The sequence below is a fragment of the Paenibacillus konkukensis genome, assembly GCF_023523925.1.
Taxonomy (GTDB): domain Bacteria; phylum Bacillota; class Bacilli; order Paenibacillales; family NBRC-103111; genus Paenibacillus_S; species Paenibacillus_S doosanensis.
The window spans coordinates 7,502,577-7,520,614 of record NZ_CP027059.1; the positions used below are offsets into that span (position 1 = coordinate 7,502,577).

Annotated in this window: 19 protein-coding genes; 18 read left to right on the forward strand and 1 reads right to left on the reverse strand. The window is 54.9% G+C overall.

Features of this window, described 5'->3' with window-relative positions; all coding sequences use genetic code 11:
- Positions 1 to 18: 18 nt before the first annotated feature.
- The 16 genes from SK3146_RS32690 (at position 19) to spoVM (ending at position 15,254) form a co-directional block, all read left to right on the forward strand.
- Entirely contained in the window at positions 19 to 900 is an 882-nt protein-coding gene (locus SK3146_RS32690; RefSeq protein WP_249862720.1) for a YicC/YloC family endoribonuclease, read from the forward strand.
- A gap of 134 nt (positions 901 to 1,034) precedes the next feature.
- Positions 1,035 to 1,295 carry an extracellular matrix/biofilm regulator RemA gene (gene remA, locus SK3146_RS32695; protein WP_009672664.1) on the forward strand — a complete coding sequence of 87 codons (261 nt, stop codon included), beginning with the start codon at positions 1,035 to 1,037 and terminating at the stop codon, positions 1,293 to 1,295.
- On the forward strand, positions 1,285 to 1,905 hold the full coding sequence (gene gmk / locus SK3146_RS32700) for a guanylate kinase (RefSeq protein WP_249862721.1): 621 nt from the start codon (positions 1,285 to 1,287) through the stop codon (positions 1,903 to 1,905). The genes remA and gmk overlap by 11 nt, the downstream gene beginning before the upstream one ends.
- 2 nt (positions 1,906 to 1,907) lie before the next feature.
- On the forward strand, positions 1,908 to 2,123 hold the full coding sequence (gene rpoZ, locus SK3146_RS32705; protein WP_249862722.1) for a DNA-directed RNA polymerase subunit omega: 216 nt from the start codon (positions 1,908 to 1,910) through the stop codon (positions 2,121 to 2,123).
- A 58-nt stretch (positions 2,124 to 2,181) separates the two neighbouring features.
- Entirely contained in the window at positions 2,182 to 3,384 is a 1,203-nt protein-coding gene (gene coaBC / locus SK3146_RS32710) for a bifunctional phosphopantothenoylcysteine decarboxylase/phosphopantothenate--cysteine ligase CoaBC (RefSeq protein ID WP_249862723.1), read from the forward strand.
- Between the two features lie 9 nt (positions 3,385 to 3,393).
- Positions 3,394 to 5,970 carry a primosomal protein N' gene (gene priA, locus SK3146_RS32715; RefSeq protein WP_249862724.1) on the forward strand — a complete coding sequence of 859 codons (2,577 nt, stop codon included), beginning with the start codon at positions 3,394 to 3,396 and terminating at the stop codon, positions 5,968 to 5,970.
- Between the two features lie 76 nt (positions 5,971 to 6,046).
- The gene (gene def, locus SK3146_RS32720; RefSeq protein ID WP_249862725.1) at positions 6,047 to 6,526 is read left to right on the forward strand and encodes a peptide deformylase; all 480 of its coding nucleotides are present in this window, start codon (positions 6,047 to 6,049) and stop codon (positions 6,524 to 6,526) included.
- Positions 6,523 to 7,464 carry a methionyl-tRNA formyltransferase gene (gene fmt, locus SK3146_RS32725; RefSeq protein ID WP_249862726.1) on the forward strand — a complete coding sequence of 314 codons (942 nt, stop codon included), beginning with the start codon at positions 6,523 to 6,525 and terminating at the stop codon, positions 7,462 to 7,464. The genes def and fmt overlap by 4 nt, the downstream gene beginning before the upstream one ends.
- Positions 7,465 to 7,494: 30 nt before the next feature.
- Entirely contained in the window at positions 7,495 to 8,868 is a 1,374-nt protein-coding gene (rsmB, locus tag SK3146_RS32730) for a 16S rRNA (cytosine(967)-C(5))-methyltransferase RsmB (RefSeq protein ID WP_249862727.1), read from the forward strand.
- Between the two features lie 60 nt (positions 8,869 to 8,928).
- A complete protein-coding gene (rlmN, locus tag SK3146_RS32735) occupies positions 8,929 to 10,014 on the forward strand; it encodes a dual-specificity RNA methyltransferase RlmN (protein WP_249862728.1) in 1,086 nt (361 codons plus the stop codon).
- An 8-nt stretch (positions 10,015 to 10,022) separates the two neighbouring features.
- Complete coding sequence (locus tag SK3146_RS32740) at positions 10,023 to 10,805, forward strand: Stp1/IreP family PP2C-type Ser/Thr phosphatase (RefSeq protein WP_249866515.1); 783 nt, start codon at positions 10,023 to 10,025, stop codon at positions 10,803 to 10,805.
- 6 nt (positions 10,806 to 10,811) lie between these two features.
- Positions 10,812 to 13,190, forward strand: coding sequence for a Stk1 family PASTA domain-containing Ser/Thr kinase (gene pknB, locus SK3146_RS32745; RefSeq protein WP_249862729.1), 2,379 nt, complete (start codon positions 10,812 to 10,814; stop codon positions 13,188 to 13,190).
- Positions 13,084 to 13,971, forward strand: a complete 888-nt coding sequence (gene rsgA, locus SK3146_RS32750) for a ribosome small subunit-dependent GTPase A (RefSeq protein WP_249866516.1) — start codon at positions 13,084 to 13,086, stop codon at positions 13,969 to 13,971. Before pknB ends, rsgA begins: the two co-directional genes overlap by 107 nt.
- 1 nt (position 13,972) lies before the next feature.
- Entirely contained in the window at positions 13,973 to 14,626 is a 654-nt protein-coding gene (gene rpe / locus SK3146_RS32755) for a ribulose-phosphate 3-epimerase (protein WP_249862730.1), read from the forward strand.
- Between the two features lie 7 nt (positions 14,627 to 14,633).
- Entirely contained in the window at positions 14,634 to 14,891 is a 258-nt protein-coding gene (locus SK3146_RS32760) for a hypothetical protein (RefSeq protein WP_249862731.1), read from the forward strand.
- Between the two features lie 282 nt (positions 14,892 to 15,173).
- Entirely contained in the window at positions 15,174 to 15,254 is an 81-nt protein-coding gene (spoVM, locus tag SK3146_RS32765) for a stage V sporulation protein SpoVM (RefSeq protein WP_014652194.1), read from the forward strand.
- Between the two features lie 161 nt (positions 15,255 to 15,415).
- Here spoVM and rpmB read toward each other — a convergent pair whose 3' ends face one another.
- Entirely contained in the window at positions 15,416 to 15,604 is a 189-nt protein-coding gene (rpmB, locus tag SK3146_RS32770; protein WP_028550362.1) for a 50S ribosomal protein L28, read from the reverse strand.
- Positions 15,605 to 15,837: 233 nt separating this feature from the next.
- Between rpmB and SK3146_RS32775 the strand changes: the two genes are divergently transcribed.
- Positions 15,838 to 16,200 carry an Asp23/Gls24 family envelope stress response protein gene (locus SK3146_RS32775; RefSeq protein WP_249862732.1) on the forward strand — a complete coding sequence of 121 codons (363 nt, stop codon included), beginning with the start codon at positions 15,838 to 15,840 and terminating at the stop codon, positions 16,198 to 16,200.
- 57 nt (positions 16,201 to 16,257) lie between these two features.
- Complete coding sequence (locus SK3146_RS32780) at positions 16,258 to 18,024, forward strand: DAK2 domain-containing protein (RefSeq protein WP_249862733.1); 1,767 nt, start codon at positions 16,258 to 16,260, stop codon at positions 18,022 to 18,024.
- The last annotated feature ends 14 nt before the right edge of the window (positions 18,025 to 18,038 follow it).

Sequence of the window (18,038 nt, forward strand, 5' to 3'; positions counted from 1 at the left end):
ATAATGGATGTGAATGCCATGGTTCGCAGTATGACCGGATTCGGACAAGCGAGCCGTTCTTTTGAAGGGTATGCCGTACAGATCGATATCAAGTCGGTCAATCACCGTTACTGCGAAGTTCAAGTGCGCATGCCCCGGGAATGGCTGAAATATGAAGATCTGCTGAAGCGCATGGTGCAGCAGGAGATCAAACGAGGCCGAGTTGACGTTTTTGTTACCGTAGAGCGTCAAGCCGATGCTGTAGGAACGATGGAGCTGAATTGGCCTTTGGCGGAATCATACCGGCTTGCCGCCGAGCAGCTTAGGGAGAGGCTCGGAGCCGAAGGCGCTATGACTGTGCAAGATTATTTGCAAATTCCCGAGCTGATTACGTTTCGTAAGGCCGCGCAGGCTGAAGAAGAAGTGATCGAACGGGAGTGGACGGCCTGCATCACGGATGCCGTTTCGCAGCTCCTGCTGATGCGCGAATCGGAAGGCAGCCATTTGGGCGAAGACACGAGACAGCGTGTGAAGACGCTGGAAGCGCTGCTGGAGCAGGCGAAGCGCCTGTCGCCTCAGGCGGTGCAGGACTATGCGGAGAAGCTTCGCTCGCGGATTCAAGAGCTGCTGCAGCAGCCTGTTATGGATGAAGTGCGGTTAGCCACGGAAGTGGCGGTATTTGCGGATCGTGCCAACGTGGAAGAGGAAATTACAAGACTGCAAAGCCATTTTCAGCAGTGCAGGCAGCTGCTGAGCTCGCCGGAGCCAGTCGGCAGAAAGCTCGACTTCCTGGTTCAGGAGATGAACCGCGAGGTGAATACGATAGGCTCCAAGGCTAACCATGCCGGCCTCACCGCCCTGGTGGTAGAGATGAAGGCCGAGCTGGAGAAAATGAGAGAGCAGATTCAAAATATCGAGTAATGCTTACGATGTAAGTTTTCCCTTTCGGGAAAACTCAGCTTATGCTTACGAAGTAAGCTTTCCCGTAGGGAAAGCCGAGCACATGCTTACGATGTAAGTTTTCCCTTTCAGGAAAACTCTTAGGAGGAAACAAGATGGCAATCAAATTAATCAATATAGGATTCGGTAACATTGTATCCGCGAACCGAATCATTTCCATCGTGAGTCCGGAGTCCGCGCCGATCAAAAGAATCATTCAAGAAGCGCGCGACCGTCACATGCTGATCGATGCGACCTACGGCCGCCGTACGCGCGCAGTGATTATTACGGATAGCGATCATGTCATCTTGTCTGCGGTGCAGCCCGAAACGGTGGCCCATCGACTTTCCAATAAGGACGATGATCATGACGAGTAAGGAAAAAGGGATTTTAGTCGTACTATCGGGACCTTCAGGCGTAGGGAAGGGTACCGTATGCAAGGCGCTTCGTCAATGCGCTCCCGAATTGATCTATTCCGTGTCCGCGACGACCCGCGAACCGCGGCAGGGCGAAGTGGACGGAGTGAATTATTTTTTCAAATCGAGGGAACAATTCCAGAAGCTGATTCAGGAAGACCAAATGCTGGAATGGGCCGAGTATGTCGGCAACTTCTACGGAACGCCCAGAAAATTCGTGGAAGATACGCTCAATTCGGGTAAAGACATCATTTTGGAAATCGAAGTGCAGGGCGCTTTGAAAGTAAAACAGAAATTTCCTCAAGGTGTGTTTATATTTCTGCTTCCCCCTTCGATGGATGAGCTGGAAAGCCGCATCGTCGGAAGAGGGACCGAGTCCGAAGAGTCGATCCGCAGCCGCATGTCCGTTGCGATGGATGAAATCCGGCTGCTGGAGCATTATGACTATGCCATTGTGAACGATCGCGTCGAGCTGGCCTGTTCGCGGATTCAATCGATCATTGTGGCGGAGCATTGCCGAAAAGAACGAGTGGTTAGCAAAATAAAACAGTGGATGGCTGAGGTGAATTAAACATGTTATATCCTTCAATCGATAAACTTTTGGATAAAGTAGACAGTAAATATTCGCTTGTGGTGGCTGCGGCTAAGCGGGCAAGAATGCTGCGCGACGGCGCTAAAACCGAGGTGCGCAACAAAAGATCGCATAAATTCGTAGGTCTTGCTTTGGAAGAGATTTATGAGGACCACATCTCTTATGAGAAGCTGCAAAATAAAGAATTGATCAAGTAACCTTCACAACAACCCTCGTGGTTGTTATTTTTTTCTCGAATATTGGGGGTGGATCGGGATGTTGAATGGAAAAACGATCGTGCTTGGAGTCAGCGGAGGGATCGCCGCTTACAAAGCGGCGGCGCTGTGCAGCAAATTGAAGCAGGCCGGAGCCGAGGTGCGGGTGATCATGACCGAATCGGCGACGAAATTTATCGCCCCGTTGACGTTTCAGACGCTTTCCCGGCACGATGTCATTGTCGACACGTTCGATGAGAAGGATGCCTCCGTCGTTTCCCATATCGACCTGGCGGACCGCGCCGATCTGGTGGTCGTCGCTCCGGCAACTGCCAATATGATCGCCAAAATGGCGCACGGACTGGCGGACGACATGCTCAGCACGACGCTGCTGGCCACAACGGCTCCGGTTCTCGTCGCTCCGGCGATGAACGTCCATATGTATACGCATCCGGCCGTTCAGACCAATATGCAGACGCTGGCTGAACGCGGCGTTCTGTTTGTCGAGCCCGGTACCGGACAGCTCGCTTGCGGCTATGTGGGGAAAGGCAGGCTGGAGGAGCCGGAACGGATCGCGGAGGCTATCGAGCGCTTTTTCGGCGAGAAGGAGCTTCTGCAAGGCAAAAAAGTGCTGGTTACCGCAGGCGGAACGGTGGAGAGGATCGATCCTGTCCGCTATTTGACCAATGATTCCTCGGGGAAAATGGGCTTTGCGATCGCCGAGGCGGCTCGCCTTATGGGGGCCGATGTGACGCTGGTCGTCGGAAAAGCATCGGTTCAGACGCCGGAAGGGGTTCGCACGGTGCGCGTGGAATCCGCTCAAGATATGCTGGAGGCGGTGGTCGGCCGGCTGCCGGAGATGGATATCGTCATTAAAGCAGCAGCCGTCGCCGATTACCGGCCTGCCGAGCAGGCGGAGCAGAAGATTAAGAAAAAAGACGCCGAAATGACGCTGAAGCTCGTGAAAAACAGCGATATTTTGCAAACGATCGGAAGCTTGAAAACGAAGCAGTTTATCGTCGGTTTCGCCGCGGAAACCCAATCGATCGACGAGCATGCGATGGATAAGCTGAAACGGAAAAACTGCGACCTGCTCGTAGCTAACGATGTGACGCAGGAAGGCGCCGGATTCGGTCACGATACCAATGTGGTACGCATTTATGATCGTAGCGGTCTGGTGGAAGCGTTGCCTGTGATGAGCAAGCGCGAGGTAGCCCGTCATTTGCTGTTAACGGTGGCGGATAGAATCAGGAAGGGAGATTAGGGCGAACGGATGTACGCAAAAGTTATTGTGGATGTCCCTGCGAAACAAACGAACCGCGCTTTCGATTATTTCGTTCCCGAAGCGATGCGCAGCTGGGTGGCGATAGGCAGCCGGGTAGGCGTCCCGTTCGGCCCGCGCAAAGTGCAGGGGTTCGTCATCGATCTGCACACGCGTTCTGATCTGGACCCAAGCAAGGTGAAGCCGATTTCGGAGGTCATGGACTTGTATCCGCCGTTGACCCCCGACTTGGTGCAGCTGGCCGGCTGGATCAGCCGGACGTATTTATGCCATGAAATTACGGCGCTGCAGGCGATGATTCCCGGAGCGCTGAAAGCCAAGTATGAGCGGCATGTAAAGGCTGCGGACGATTCCTTGGGCGGGAACGGGGAGTCCGGGCAGTTTGCTATGCTGCTGCCCGAACAGCGGGAAATGATCCGCTATGTGCGCGACAAGGGCTCGGTGCAATTGGAGTCGCTGCTTGAGAAGTTCGGCTCCGATGCGGCGCTGATCAAACAGCTGATGGCCGAAGGCCTGCTGTATGAGGTTCAGATGATCAAAGACCGGATGGCGGCGAAAAAGGTGCTGACCGTATTTCCCGCAGATAACGCCGAGCTGCTAAAGGAAGCGGAGTCGCAGCTGCCTGCGAGAGCGGCGAAGCAGAAGGAGGTTCTGCGCTATTTGGCGGACCACCCGGCGCCGATCAAGCTGACAGAGCTGCTGCACGAGCTCGGAATCAGCGCGGGGACGGTCAAAAGTCTGGCGGACAAAGGCTTGCTTACGATCAAGGAAGTCGAAGTATTCCGCGACCCTTACGCCAAACGATCGTTCGCCAAAACCCGTCCGCTTCCGCTTATGCCCGAACAACAGCAAGTGTACGGGCGCATTTCCCGGGCGGTCGCAGCCCGCGAGCATCGCGTCTTTTTATTGCATGGAGTAACGGGCAGCGGCAAGACGGAAGTGTACTTGCAATCGATCCAAACCTGTCTCGATCAGGGACGGGAAGCGATTGTCCTTGTTCCGGAAATATCGCTCACGCCGCAAATGGTCGAACGGTTTAAAGGCCGGTTCGGCGACCAGGTCGCCGTCCTGCACAGCCGGCTGTCGCATGGAGAGCGCTATGACGAGTGGCGCAAAATTATGCTGAGGCAGGTTAGCGTCGTAATCGGAGCCCGCTCCGCCATTTTTGCCCCATTTACGAAAATCGGCCTCATTATTATAGATGAAGAGCATGAATCCTCGTACAAGCAGGAGGAGAGCCCGAAGTATCACGCCCGGGACGTGGCGGTAGCCCGTGCGTCGCAGCATGACGCCGTTGTCGTGCTGGGCTCGGCTACGCCTTCGCTCGAAAGCATGCACGGCACGCTCGCGGTTTCTGCCGCAGCGCGCAGGGCTGCGACCGGCGGCATGCCGGGAGGCGCGCCTGCGATTACCGAGGCGGGTGCGGCGGCTGCCGCCGACACCGCATTGAACGAACGGGTGCCGTTCGAGCTGCTCACCATGCATAATCGCGTGGAAGGAAGGCCGCTGCCTCCGGTACATATTATCGATATGCGGGAGGAGCTGCGTACGGGCAATCGCTCGATGTTCAGCCGCGCCTTGTATAAAGCGATCGAAGAACGGTTACACAAGAAAGAACAGACTGTTTTGCTTCTGAACCGGAGAGGGTACTCGACCTTCGTGATGTGCCGCACTTGCGGTTATGTGGCGCAATGTCCTCATTGCGATATTTCCTTGACGTTTCATCAAAGCTCGCGGGCGATTCGCTGCCATTATTGCGGATACGCGGAACGGGAGCTTACGGTATGCCCGAGCTGCGGCAGCGAGCATATACGCCACTTCGGCACGGGAACGCAGCGGGTGGAAGAAGAGCTGGGCAAGCTGTTTCCGGGCATCCGGGTCATCCGGATGGATGTCGATACGACGACGGAGAAAGGCTCGCATGAGAAATGGCTCACGATGTTCCGCAACCGGCAGGCGGATGTGCTGCTCGGAACGCAGATGGTGGCCAAAGGGCTCGACTTTCCGCATGTGACGCTGGTCGGGGCGCTGGCCGCCGATACGGTGCTGAATTTGCCGGATTTCCGTGCCGCGGAGCGCACGTTTCAACTGCTTACTCAGGTGGCCGGCCGGGCCGGCCGGCACGAGCTTCCGGGAGAAGTCTTCGTGCAAACCTATGCGCCGGAGCATTACAGCATCATCAGCGCAAGCAGGCATGATTACCGCAGCTTCATCGACAAGGAAATGACCTTGCGCAAGCTGCATCAATACCCGCCGTTTCACCGGCTCATTCTCATTACGCTCAGCCATGAGCAAATTCCGCTGCTTATGCGAACGGCGGAATCGATGGCGGTTCGGCTCAAAGAGCTTGCCAAGGAAAGCGGCCTGTCGCAGGTTGAAATTTTGGGCCCGGTGGCGTCGCCCATCGCCCGAATCAAAGATAGATATCGGTTTCAATGCATGATAAAATATCGGGGAGAAGCTTCCATTTCCGGCCTCGTTAAGCGGGCGGTCGCTTCGTTTGAGGACGTGGAGAGGCAGCATAAAATGACAATCAGCGTCGATGTGGACCCGCAGGTGCTTATGTAGCCCGGCTCGTCCTTGACGTGTTGAAATAGATTGACGAAACATGGAATCCCCTCTCATTAAGAAAGGTGTGTTTATAATGGCAATTAAGATGATTGTGAAAGATCCCGATCCGGTATTGCGCGAAGTAGCCAAGCCGGTTACCAAAATCACTTCTAACATTCATAAGCTGCTGAACGATATGGCCGATACGATGTACGACGCCGAGGGAGTGGGCTTGGCGGCTCCGCAGATCGGCATTTTGAAGCGGGTGATCGTGATGGACGTCGGAGACGATCACGGTTTGATCGAGCTGATCAATCCCGAAGTGATCGAGACGGAAGGGGAACAGTTCGGACCGGAAGGCTGCCTCAGCATTCCCGGCAAGACGGGTGACGTCCGCCGCGCGAACCGCGTGAAGGTCAAAGGGCTTGACCGGGACGGCAACGAGATCGTTATTGAAGGAACGGAGCTGCTGGCCCGCTGCATTTTACACGAGGTCGATCATCTGAACGGAGTTTTGTATACGGATTTGGCGGAGAAGATGTACCGCAGCGAGCCGCAAGGCGGTGAAGCATGAGAATCGTATTTATGGGCACGCCGGACTTCGCCGTGCCTTCTTTACAAACGCTGCTTGAATATGACGGGGCCCAAGTGGTCGGCGTAGTGACCCAACCGGATCGTCCGGTTGGGCGCAAGCGCATCTTGACGCCGACTCCGGTCAAGGTGGAAGCGCAGAAGCACGGTATTCCGGTGCTGCAGCCGGAGCGGCTGCGCAGGCCCGAGGCGGTGGAGCTCGTCAAAGAGCTGAAGCCGGATTTGATCGTGACAGCCGCCTACGGACAAATACTGCCCAAATCGGTGCTGGATATTCCTCCGTACGGCTGCATTAATATTCACGCGTCGCTGCTGCCCAAATACCGCGGCGGAGCGCCGATTCATCACGCGGTGATGAACGGGGACGAGGTAGCCGGCGTCACGATCATGTATATGGCCGAGGGGCTCGATACCGGCGATATGCTTACCCGGGTCGAAGTGGCCATCGAAGATACCGATACGACGGGTACGATGTTCGACAAGCTGAGCGTGGCGGGAGCCGAGCTGCTCAAGCGGACGCTGCCGGAGCTGGCGTCCGGGCGTATTCAAGCCGAACCGCAAAACGAAGCCGAAGCGGTATATTCCCCTAATATTACCCGGGAGCAAGAGCAGATCGATTGGAACAAGTCTGCTGTCGCCATATGGAATCAAGTCAGAGGGCTGAATCCGCGCCCGGGAGCTTACACGTTATGGAACGGAGACGTGCTCAAAGTTTGGAGCTGCCTTAAACCGGAAGCGGGAGCAGAGAATGCCGCCGCGGCTCCGGGAACCGTGCTCTCGGCGGACGAACGCGGCATTGTCGTCGCTGCCGGAGCCGGCGCTGTTACGATCACGGAGCTCCAGCCTGCCGGGAAAAAGGCGATGGATGCCGCTCAATTCGTTCGCGGAGGCCAATTGAAGGCGGGAACGGTGCTCGGTTAAGCGGGCTTACTTACAGGAGGCTTAGTCATAGTGAATACGAACTACCGGAAGACGGGCAAGAGCCCGAGCGCTGCCGGACGAACCGGCGGAAGTCAGGCTGCCCGGACGGGATCGGCAAGGGAAGCGGCTCTCGATGTGCTGGTGCGCACGGAGCAGGACCGTTCATACAGCAATCTGCTGCTTCACCAAACGCTGCAAAAGTACAGATTGGACAAGGAGGATGCGGCGCTTGCTACCGAAATTGTATACGGCACGATCCAAAGAATGAATACGATAGACTATTTTTTGGAGAAATTCGTAGCCAAAGGGATGGCCAAGCTGCAGCCGTGGGTGCGCAGCTTGCTCAGATTGAGCTTTTACCAGATGATGTACCTGGACCGCGTTCCGGACCATGCAGTGGTCAACGAAGCGGTCAATTTGGCCAAAAAGAAAGGCCATCAAGGCATCTCCGGCATGGTGAACGGCGTGCTGCGCAATGTCATCAGGCAAAAGGACGGGCTCGTGATCCCGGACGGTTTGCCGGAAGCGGAGCGAATCGCGCTTCGGCACTCCCATCCTGAATGGATGGTGCGGCGCTGGCTGCGGCAGCTGGGAGCGGAGCGGACGGAGCGGGTTTGCGAGGCGAACAACCGGCCGCCCCGGGTCAGCATCCGCGCCAATATCATGAAGATCGGACGGGACGAGCTCGTCAAGCTGCTGCTTGAAGCCGGCTTGCAGGCGGAGCCGTCGGAGCTGGCTCCGGCGGGAGTCGTCGTCAGAGGCGGCGGCAACATGGCGCTCACTCCGTGGTTCGAGCAAGGGCTCTTCTCGATTCAGGACGAGAGCTCGATGCTCGTTGCCGAGGCCGTCGATCCGAAGCCCGGAGAGAAGGTGCTCGACTGCTGCGCGGCGCCTGGAGGCAAGACGATGCATATGGCCGAGAAAATGGGCGATCGGGGCGAAATATGGGCTTGCGATATCCATGAGCATAAGGCGAAGCTGATTCGCGAGCAGGCGGAGCGACTGGGCCTTGCTTCGGTGCGTACCTTGACCGCAGATGCCCGCAAGCTGCCGGAGCTGCTTCCCGAAGCCGGCTTCGACCGGATTTTGCTGGACGCTCCTTGCTCAGGGCTCGGGGTCATACGCCGCAAGCCGGATATGAAATGGTCCAAACGGGAAAGCGAGCTCGGCGATATTTGCGTCATCCAGCGGGAGCTGCTGTCGCAGGTGCACCGGCTGCTGCGTCCGGGCGGCATTTTGGTCTATAGTACCTGCACGATAGAGCATGACGAGAATCAAGGAATGGTTGACCGCTTTTTACAGGATCATCCCGAGTTTGAGCCGGCTGCGGAGCCGATGCAGATTTATCCGTACGAGCACGAATCGGACGGATTTTTCATAGCCAAGCTGCGCAAACGAGCGTAATCGTGAGAATTATGTTAAAATCATTACGTATGATTAATAGATAAACAGGTTGTGATAACGATGGAATCCACAAATAAAAAAACACAGTCAGCCAGTCTGAAGCCTTACGTGTATGATCTCACGCTCGAAGGCTGGCAGGAATGGGCCCAATCGAACGGCGAAGCGGCGTTTCGCGGCGGCCAAATTTTCGATTGGCTGTATGTGAAAAGAGTTTCAAGCTTCGACGAGATGACGAATTTGTCCAAATCGCTGCGCGACAAGCTGAAGGAGCAGTTCGACTTCGTAACGCTGACCGAGGTGGCGAAATACGAATCGAAGGACGGTACGGTTAAATTTTTATTCGAGCTGTCCGACAAAAATGCGATCGAAACCGTCATCATGAAGCATAATTACGGCAACAGCGTCTGTGTCACGACGCAGGTCGGCTGCCGGATCGGCTGTACGTTCTGCGCTTCCACGCTGACCGGACTGAAGCGAAACCTCGCCCCGGGGGAAATTATCGCCCAAATCGTCAAAGCCCAGCAGCTGCTTGACGCCAAGAACGAGCGGGTCAGCAGCATCGTCATCATGGGCATCGGCGAGCCGTTCGAAAACTACGATGCGATGATGACGTTCCTCAAAGTCATGATTCATCCGAAGGGCTTGAACATCGGCCAGCGCCATATTACGGTATCGACCAGCGGCATCGTACCGAATATATACCGGTTTGCCGACGAGAGCACGCAAATCAATCTGGCGATTTCGATCCATGCGCCCAACGACAAGCTGCGCTCCAAGCTGATGCCGGTGAACCGCCGGTTTCCTTTTGACGAGTTGATAGAGGCCTGTCGTTATTATGTCGCCAAAACGGGACGGCGCATTACGTTCGAATACGCGTTGATGGGCGGGGTTAACGACCAGCCGGAGCATGCGGAGGAGCTTGCGCAAGTGCTCAAGCAGTTTCCGATGGCGCATGTCAACTTGATCCCCGTCAACTTTGTATCCGAGCGCGATTATGTGCGCACGCCTCGGGACGACATCTTTACCTTCCAGCGTATTTTGGAGCGCAGCAAGGTTAACGCAACAATACGCAGGGAGCAGGGAAGCGATATCGCGGCAGCCTGCGGCCAGCTGCGTGCTAAGCATATGGAGTCGAGTGCGAGGTGAGTAAAACCATGGTGAGAACGGCCAACCAAACGAATGTCGGACGCGTCCGAATGGTCAACGAAGACAGGGCGTTTGTTCAGGATGATTTGAACGGATTTGTATTGGCCATTGTGGCCGACGGCATGGGGGGACATCAGGCCGGCGACGTAGCCAGCCAAATGGCGGTCGATATCATTCAGGGCGAGCTGCAGTCTCTGCCTGCCGGAGCGTCGGTAGAAGAACGCAGACGGCGCGTGAAGAGCGCCATCGAGCTGGCTAACGAGAAAATTTTCGATTTTGCCTCCCAGCGCGAAAATTATTTCGGAATGGGAACGACGGTCGTCACGGTGCTCGCCGACGAGCATGCGCTGGTCATCGGCCATATCGGCGACAGCAGAGCGTACAAAATCAACGACGGCGCGATCGTACAATTGACGGAGGACCACTCTCTGGTCAACGAACTGGTCAAAAACGGGCAAATTACCCGCGAGGAAGCGACGCATCATCCGCGGCGCAATGTGTTGACCAGAGCGCTCGGCACGGAGGCGACGATCGAGGTCGATATACAGGACTTGAACTGGAATCAAGGAGATCTGGTGCTTATTTGCAGCGACGGTCTCAGTTCTTTGATAAGCAGCGAGCAGCTTCTGACGCTGGTCAATGGCAGCGGAGAGCTTGAGCATGCGGCTTCGCTGCTTGTGAACGAAGCTTTGGAGGCGGGGGGCGATGACAACATTACCGTGGTGTTGGTCAGCAATACGGCGAATCCTTTGACGGGAGATGCAGATCATGTTAACGGTGAAGCGGGGTGATGATGAATGATAGGTAAGCAGCTGGGAGGCCGTTATGAAATTCTCGAACGTGTCGGCGGCGGCGGTATGGCCATTGTGTATAAAGGACTCGATATTTTACTCCATCGACACGTTGCCGTCAAAGTTCTGCGCCAGCAGTATGTGCACGACGAGGAATTCATCCAGCGCTTTCGCAGGGAAGCGCAGGCGGCCGCCTCATTATCCCATTCCAATGTCGTCAGTATTTACGATGTAGGGCAAGAGGAAGATATTCATTATATCGTCATGGAGTACATCGAAGGCACGACATTGAACGAGCTGATTAAGGAAAAAGCGCCTTTGCAGGTCGAGGAAGCCGTACACATCGCCAGCCAAATTTGCGACGCGCTCGACCATGCGCATCATAATCAAATCATTCATCGCGATATTAAGCCTCATAACATTCTGATCGGCAAAAACGGCAGAATCAAGGTTACCGATTTCGGCATCGCCCGCGCCGTCACCTCTTCCACGATAACGCAAACCGGCTCCGTCGTCGGTTCCGTCCATTATTTCTCGCCCGAACATGCCAAAGGGACGTCTACGGGAGAACAGTCCGACCTGTATTCGCTCGGTATCGTCATGTATCAGATGCTGACCGGCCGACTCCCTTTTTTGGGAGAAAGCCCGATCAGCGTGGCGCTGAAGCATTTGCAGGAGGAAGTCGAGGAACCGCGCAAGGTGAACCCGCTCATTCCGCAAAGCGTGGAAAATATTATTTTGAAGGCGATGCGCAAAAATCCGGCCGAGCGGTATCGCTCGGCCAAACAGATGCTGGACGATCTGGACAGCTGCCTGCTGCCTCACCGGCGAAACGAAGCGAAATTGAACTTTATGGATGAAGACGAGCTGGACGAGGAGAAGACGCGAATTATACCGGCCATCAGACCGGGGCAATATATGACGGGCAAGGACGAGGATGACGAAGAGGAGTCCTCCCCTCCCGCAGAGACGCAAACGAAGAAAAAGAAAAACAAATGGGTCAAACCAACGGTCTGGATCATCATCCTGCTTATCCTGCTCGGCGCCATGTGGTATGCCGTCGGCATCGTGAAAGCGAGATTTACGGTCCAAGAAGTGGACGTGCCTACTGTGGTCAACTTGCCGCTGACTGAAGCCCAGGCCAAATTGAGCGCCGTTCATTTGGAAGCGGATATCGTGACGGAAAGCTCCAAGGATGTGGCCAAGGATGTCGTCATCCGGCAAAGTCCGCAGAACATCAAGGTCAAGCTTCCGAATAAGGTGCAGCTAGTCGTCAGCAAAGGCATCGAGAAGCAAAAGATGCCTTCCGTGGTCAACCAGAACCTCGCCGACGCGAAGACGGCGATTATGAATCTCGGCGTGAATGGGGATCAGATTTCAACCGAGGATAAGTTCGTCGACGCCGAGCCGGGCACGGTGATCCAGCAGACGCCTGGCGCCGATGAAGAAATAGATCCTTCCAGCGTTGCGGTCAAGCTTATTGTAAGCAAAGGGCGGGAAAGTATCAGTATGCCGGATTTGGTCGGTTTAACCGAGGCGGAGGCCAAAGCGCGCATTGCGGTCAGCAATCTGAAGCTAGCGGCGGACGGCATCAGCTATGAGACCAGCTATAAGCAGCCGCAAGGCAAAGTTATAACGCAATTCCCTTATAAATATAAAGACGAGGTGCCGCCGGGCACCGAGATCAAGCTGATCATCAGCTCCGGTTATCCGCCGGAGGCCGGACAGATGACGATCGCCATCCCTGTGAAGCCGGCCAAGGAAGGTAAGGCGTCGACCATTAAAATCATTTTGAGCGATGCGGCATACGATAACTACGATTACAAAACGCTCACGAATGTGACGAAGGCGACGACGGCGGATGTCAATCTGGTCGTATCGCCGGATAAAAATGCGACCATCACCATCAAACAGGATAATGTCGTTTCCGATATGATCACCGTCACTTACCAGGATTTCCTGGCGCAGAAAAGCGGAAAGCCGTTCAATCCGGTGTTGTCCGGTCAGGGAGGCAGCCAGGCGACTCCAACGCCTACGCCTTCTCCGACCCCTACGCCGTCTCCAACGCCGGGAGGAGCGGCGAACCCGCCGGCTAAAGGCGCGAGCGGCGGTACCGGGGCCGAGGCAGGAAGCACGGCATCCGGAACCGCCGCAGGCGGGGAGGCACGACGAACGGCACGGCAGCTTCGGCAAACACACCGACAAGCAATTCCACCAATACAGGAGGCCATTAATGCCAGCGGGTTTAATCGTAAAAGCGCTCAGCGGATACTACTATGTGCTTTCGGAAGAAGACAACGTCACGACATCCATTCAGTGCAGAGCCCGCGGAATCTTCAAGAAACGCGGCATCTCTCCGCTGGTGGGAGACAGGGTTATTTATGAGCTGACGGAGAACGGGGAAGGAACGGTGGATGAGATTCTTCCCCGCTCCTCCGAGCTTGTCCGGCCGCCGGTAGCCAATGTGGAACTGGCTGTGCTTGTATTCGCCGTGCAGGAGCCGGCGCTCAATTTATCGCTGCTCGATAAATTTCTCGTACATACGGAAAGCTCCGGACTCGAAACGATCATCTGCCTGACCAAGCAAGATTTGATCAGCGAGGATGAAGATGCGGGACCGCCGGCCAAAGGGGAAATGATGTCGGACAGCCTGAAGGAGCTCGTGAAGCTGTACGAGTCTATCGGTTACCAGGTTGTCGTGACCAGCGCCAAATGCGGGATCGGTATCGATCCTGTGCTGGAGCGGTTAGCCGGCCGGATCAGCGTATTCGCCGGACAATCAGGCGTCGGCAAGTCGTCCCTGCTCAACGCAATGGTTCCCGGCTTGCAGCTGGAAACCAATCAAATCAGCATGAAGCTGGGCAGAGGCAAGCACACGACGCGCCATGTAGAACTGATCCGGTTAACCAACGGCGGTCTTGTGGCCGATACGCCCGGCTTCAGCACGCTGGATTTTCTGCAGATCGAAGAGGCGGAGCAGCTCAGTTCCTGCTTCAAGGAATTTGAGTCGTATGCGGCGGAATGCAAGTTCCGCGGCTGCCTGCATCTTCACGAGCCCGGCTGCAAAGTAGCGGAGGCTAAGGATCAAGGGTTGATAGCGGCTTCACGCTATGAGAATTATTTGCAATTTTTGGGGGAAATCAAAGATAGAAAGAGGAGGTACTGAGATGCTGATTGCTCCATCGATATTATCAGCCGATTTTTCCAAGCTGGGCGAGGAAATTGCCGATGTGGAGAAAGGCGGGGCGGATTGGATCCATGTTGACGTTATGGACGGGCATTTCGTGCCCAACATCACGATCGGACCGCTCGTTGTGGAGGCTATCCGCCCGCGGACATCACTGCCGCTCGATGTGCATTTGATGATTGAAAATCCGGATGCCTATATTCCGGCGTTCGCCAAGGCGGGCGCGGACTTGATCTCCGTTCATGTGGAGGCGTGCCGGCATCTGCACCGCACGCTCCATTTGATCAAAGAGCACAATGTCAAAGCGGGGGTCGTGCTGAATCCGGCGACTCCGCTCTCTTCTCTTGAGCATGTCATGGACGAGACGCTGGACCTGGTGCTTATTATGACGGTCAATCCCGGGTTCGGCGGACAGCAGTTCATTTCCGGCATGCTGCCGAAAATCGCCAAGCTGCGTTCCATGCTGAACGAGCGGGGACTTGCCAAGGTCGATATCGAAGTCGACGGCGGGATCAACGCGGAAACGGCCCGTCAGGTTACTGAGGCGGGGGCGAACGTACTGGTCGCCGGCAGCGCGGTATTTAACCGCAGCGATCGTGCCGAAGCGATTCGTCGGATCCGGAACGGGGTGTGAGAACCGGTTGAAATTTCTTATCGTCGTGGGATATAGTATCGTTTGCGCTTTATTGCTCGCCTTATTTTCCCATATCGAGGACTTGTTCAAATATATTTTCTCGTTAGGCGCGCTGTTCACCGGCATTCAATTTTTCAAGCGGCATGAGGGCCGCGGCATGCGAATTGCGTTTGTCGTCACGACAATCGTGCTGTATTTCTTATTTGCCGTAATCTATGCGTTTTACTTGGCTATGAAGACGGTTCAACTGCCTGCGGCTTCGTAAATTTGGTCGTTTGCTCCCGGGGAGCGGACGGCCGCCTGTCATAATCCGGCTTGCGGCCGCATAACATGGTTACAAAAGTTTAGGCTTTTGTAGCCTTTTTTTGTTGCCCGGAAGACACCTGGGATAGGCACGTTTTGCAAATAGCCGAATATAATAAAGTATACGGGTTTGGGCTTCATCAGAGTCCGGCGGCTTACGCGGAGCCAAGCAAGGGCGGTTGCAACCGCCGCATGCACTTTGCGCAGAAGCGTTTCTTTAGCAAATCTGGAGGAGGGGTAGGGAATGAAATTTTACACAATCAAGCTACCGAAATTTTTGGGCGGATTTGTAAAGGCCGTACTTAATACATTCAGTAAAAACTGATCGTATAAGAGAGGAACACATACTTAAGAACGGCCGCAGGAGAGCCCCTCGCATTCATGCCGATTTGAAAAAGCGTCGCAGTTCTGCCGCTAGGGCTTTCTTTCGTACAACTAAAAAAAAGCACCTGCCAGCAGGTGCTTTTTGTCTATCTGAGGTAATGATTACACACGAGTCACTTTTCCGGATTTCAAAGCTTTCGTGCTTACATAAACGCGTTTTGGTTTACCGTCCACCAGAATACGAACTTTCTGAACGTTAACACCCCAAGTGCGCTTCGATTTGTTATTAGCGTGGGACACATGGTTACCTGTTCCTGGTCCTTTGCCAGTAATGAAACATTTGCGGGACATTGCAATACACCTCCTTAACAGCCTCGATGACAACTTGTCTTCTAAAGCGATATCTCCGTAAGTAAAACCTGTTAAAAAACACACTCAAATATCATATCACAATGGTATAAAAGACGTCAACGCCACAATGATGTTTTTATGGGTGTTTCACCAAATTTTATTTATTTCTTGCGTTTGATATAGTAAAATGAAAAATAGTCCATCCTAAAATCTATACACAAGGAGCTGTAACTATGGCTATCGAACTGGATGCGGAATATGGCACGATTTATATTACCGATGAAGTTGTTGCCGTGCTGGCGGGATCGGCTGCTTTGGATTGTTATGGACTTGTTGGGATGGCGTCGCGCAATCAGCTTAAAGACGGCATTGCGGAGCTGCTTCGCCGGGATAATCTGAGCCGGGGCGTCGAGGTCCGCCGAAATCCGGAGGGAACGCTGGCCATCGATCTGTATATCGTCGTAAGCTACGGCACCAAGATATCGGTAGTGGCCCACAATGTACAGACGAAAGTGAAATACGTATTAAACGAAGTTGTGGGGCTTCAAGTGGAGTCGGTGAACATTTATGTTCAAGGCGTTCGGGTCGCTCAGTAAGGTCAAGAGAATGGGCGGCGGCAGCGCAAGTCGTACCTTGTCTTGGCAGGAAGGGGAATGGTTTTTTTGAGTAAGCGCTTAAACCTAATTAACGGAAATGACTTTATCCGCATGATGGAAAAGGGAGCACAGCAGCTGAGAGACAATGTGGACAAAGTCAATGCGCTCAACGTGTTTCCTGTTCCCGATGGAGATACAGGAACCAATATGAACCTGACTTTGACTTCCGGAGTAGAGGAGCTGAGCAAGCGCCCTTCCGCTCATATCGGCAAAGCGGCCGATGCCTTGGCGAAAGGCCTGCTTATGGGCGCGCGCGGCAATTCGGGCGTCATTCTGTCGCAATTGTTCCGCGGTTTTGCCAAATCGGTATCGGATGCGGAAGCCGTCGATGCCGAGAAGCTGGCTGCAGCTCTGCAGAGCGGTGTCGATATGGCCTATAAAGCCGTGGTCAAACCGGTGGAAGGCACGATCCTTACCGTTTCTAGGGAGGCTGCCAAGCACGCGGTTCAGCAGGCCAAACGGACGCATGATCTAGTGGAACTGATGAAAGAGACATGGCAAAAAGGACAAGAAGCTCTTTCCCGAACGCCGGAGATGCTGCCTGTGCTCAAGCAGGTCGGCGTCGTAGATGCGGGAGGCCAAGGCTTGCTGTATATATACGAAGGCTTCGTACAAGCTCTTCAGCTGCTTTCTGCGGGAGCGGAAGCGGGCGATGGCGCCGCGGGGCCGTATGCGGGTTCTTCGGACGGGATCGCAGCGCCCGATGAGCCGGCCCATCGCGAGGCGGCCCGGCCGCAGGCTAAACTGGCCACGGAGGATATCGAGTTCGGATATTGCACGGAATTTATGGTAAGGCTGAATCCGGTAAAAACGGCTGCAAGCGAGTTCGACGAGGGCTTGTTCCGCAAGGAACTGTCCGCTTTCGGCGATTCTCTGCTCGTTGTGGCCGACGACGATCTCGTCAAGGTGCATATCCATGCCGAATATCCGGGCAGCGTGATGAATCTGGCTATGAAATACGGCGATTTAAGCCGGATCAAGATCGAGAATATGCGCGATCAGCATACGCATTTGCTGCATGAAGGAAACGGGTCGTCCGGCGAATCACAATCCGACGGGGGAACGTCTGCCGCATCGTCCGCAGAGGAAGCGGGACGCAAGCTCAAGCCCTACGGCTTCGTCGCAGTTGCTGCCGGTCAGGGAATAGCCGGCATCTTCGCCAGTCTCGGCGTTGACCGGGTGCTGCAAGGCGGCCAGACGATGAATCCGAGCACGGAAGATATCGTGACGGCGATTCGCGAAGTCCATGCGCATACGGTGTTCGTGTTCCCGAACAATTCGAATATTATTTTGGCGGCTCAGCAGGCGGTCGAACTTGTGGAAGATAAACAAGTAATCGTGGTTCCTGCGAAAACGATCCCTCAAGGCATCGCCGCCGTCATCGCATATAACGAGCATGCGGCGCCGGACGAAAACGAGGATGCGATGAAGCAAGCTATCCAGCAGGTGCAGTCTGGACTCGTCACTTGCGCGGTCCGCGATACCCGGATCGATGAGATCGATATTAAACAGGGAGATTACATCGGCATTTATAATCATCGGATTGTCGTGTCGCATCCCGATTTGCTCGCATCATGCCGCGGTCTTATAGATCATATGCTGGCCGGCGGGGCGGGGCTCGTCACCTTCTATACCGGCGAGGAAGCCGACGAGGAGCAAACCGGGCTGCTGGTCGATTACGTAGAGCAAACGCACGGGGATGTCGAAGTCGAAGTGCATTACGGCGGACAGCCGCTATATTATTATATGATTTCTGCGGAGTAGCTTCATAGGCTGGG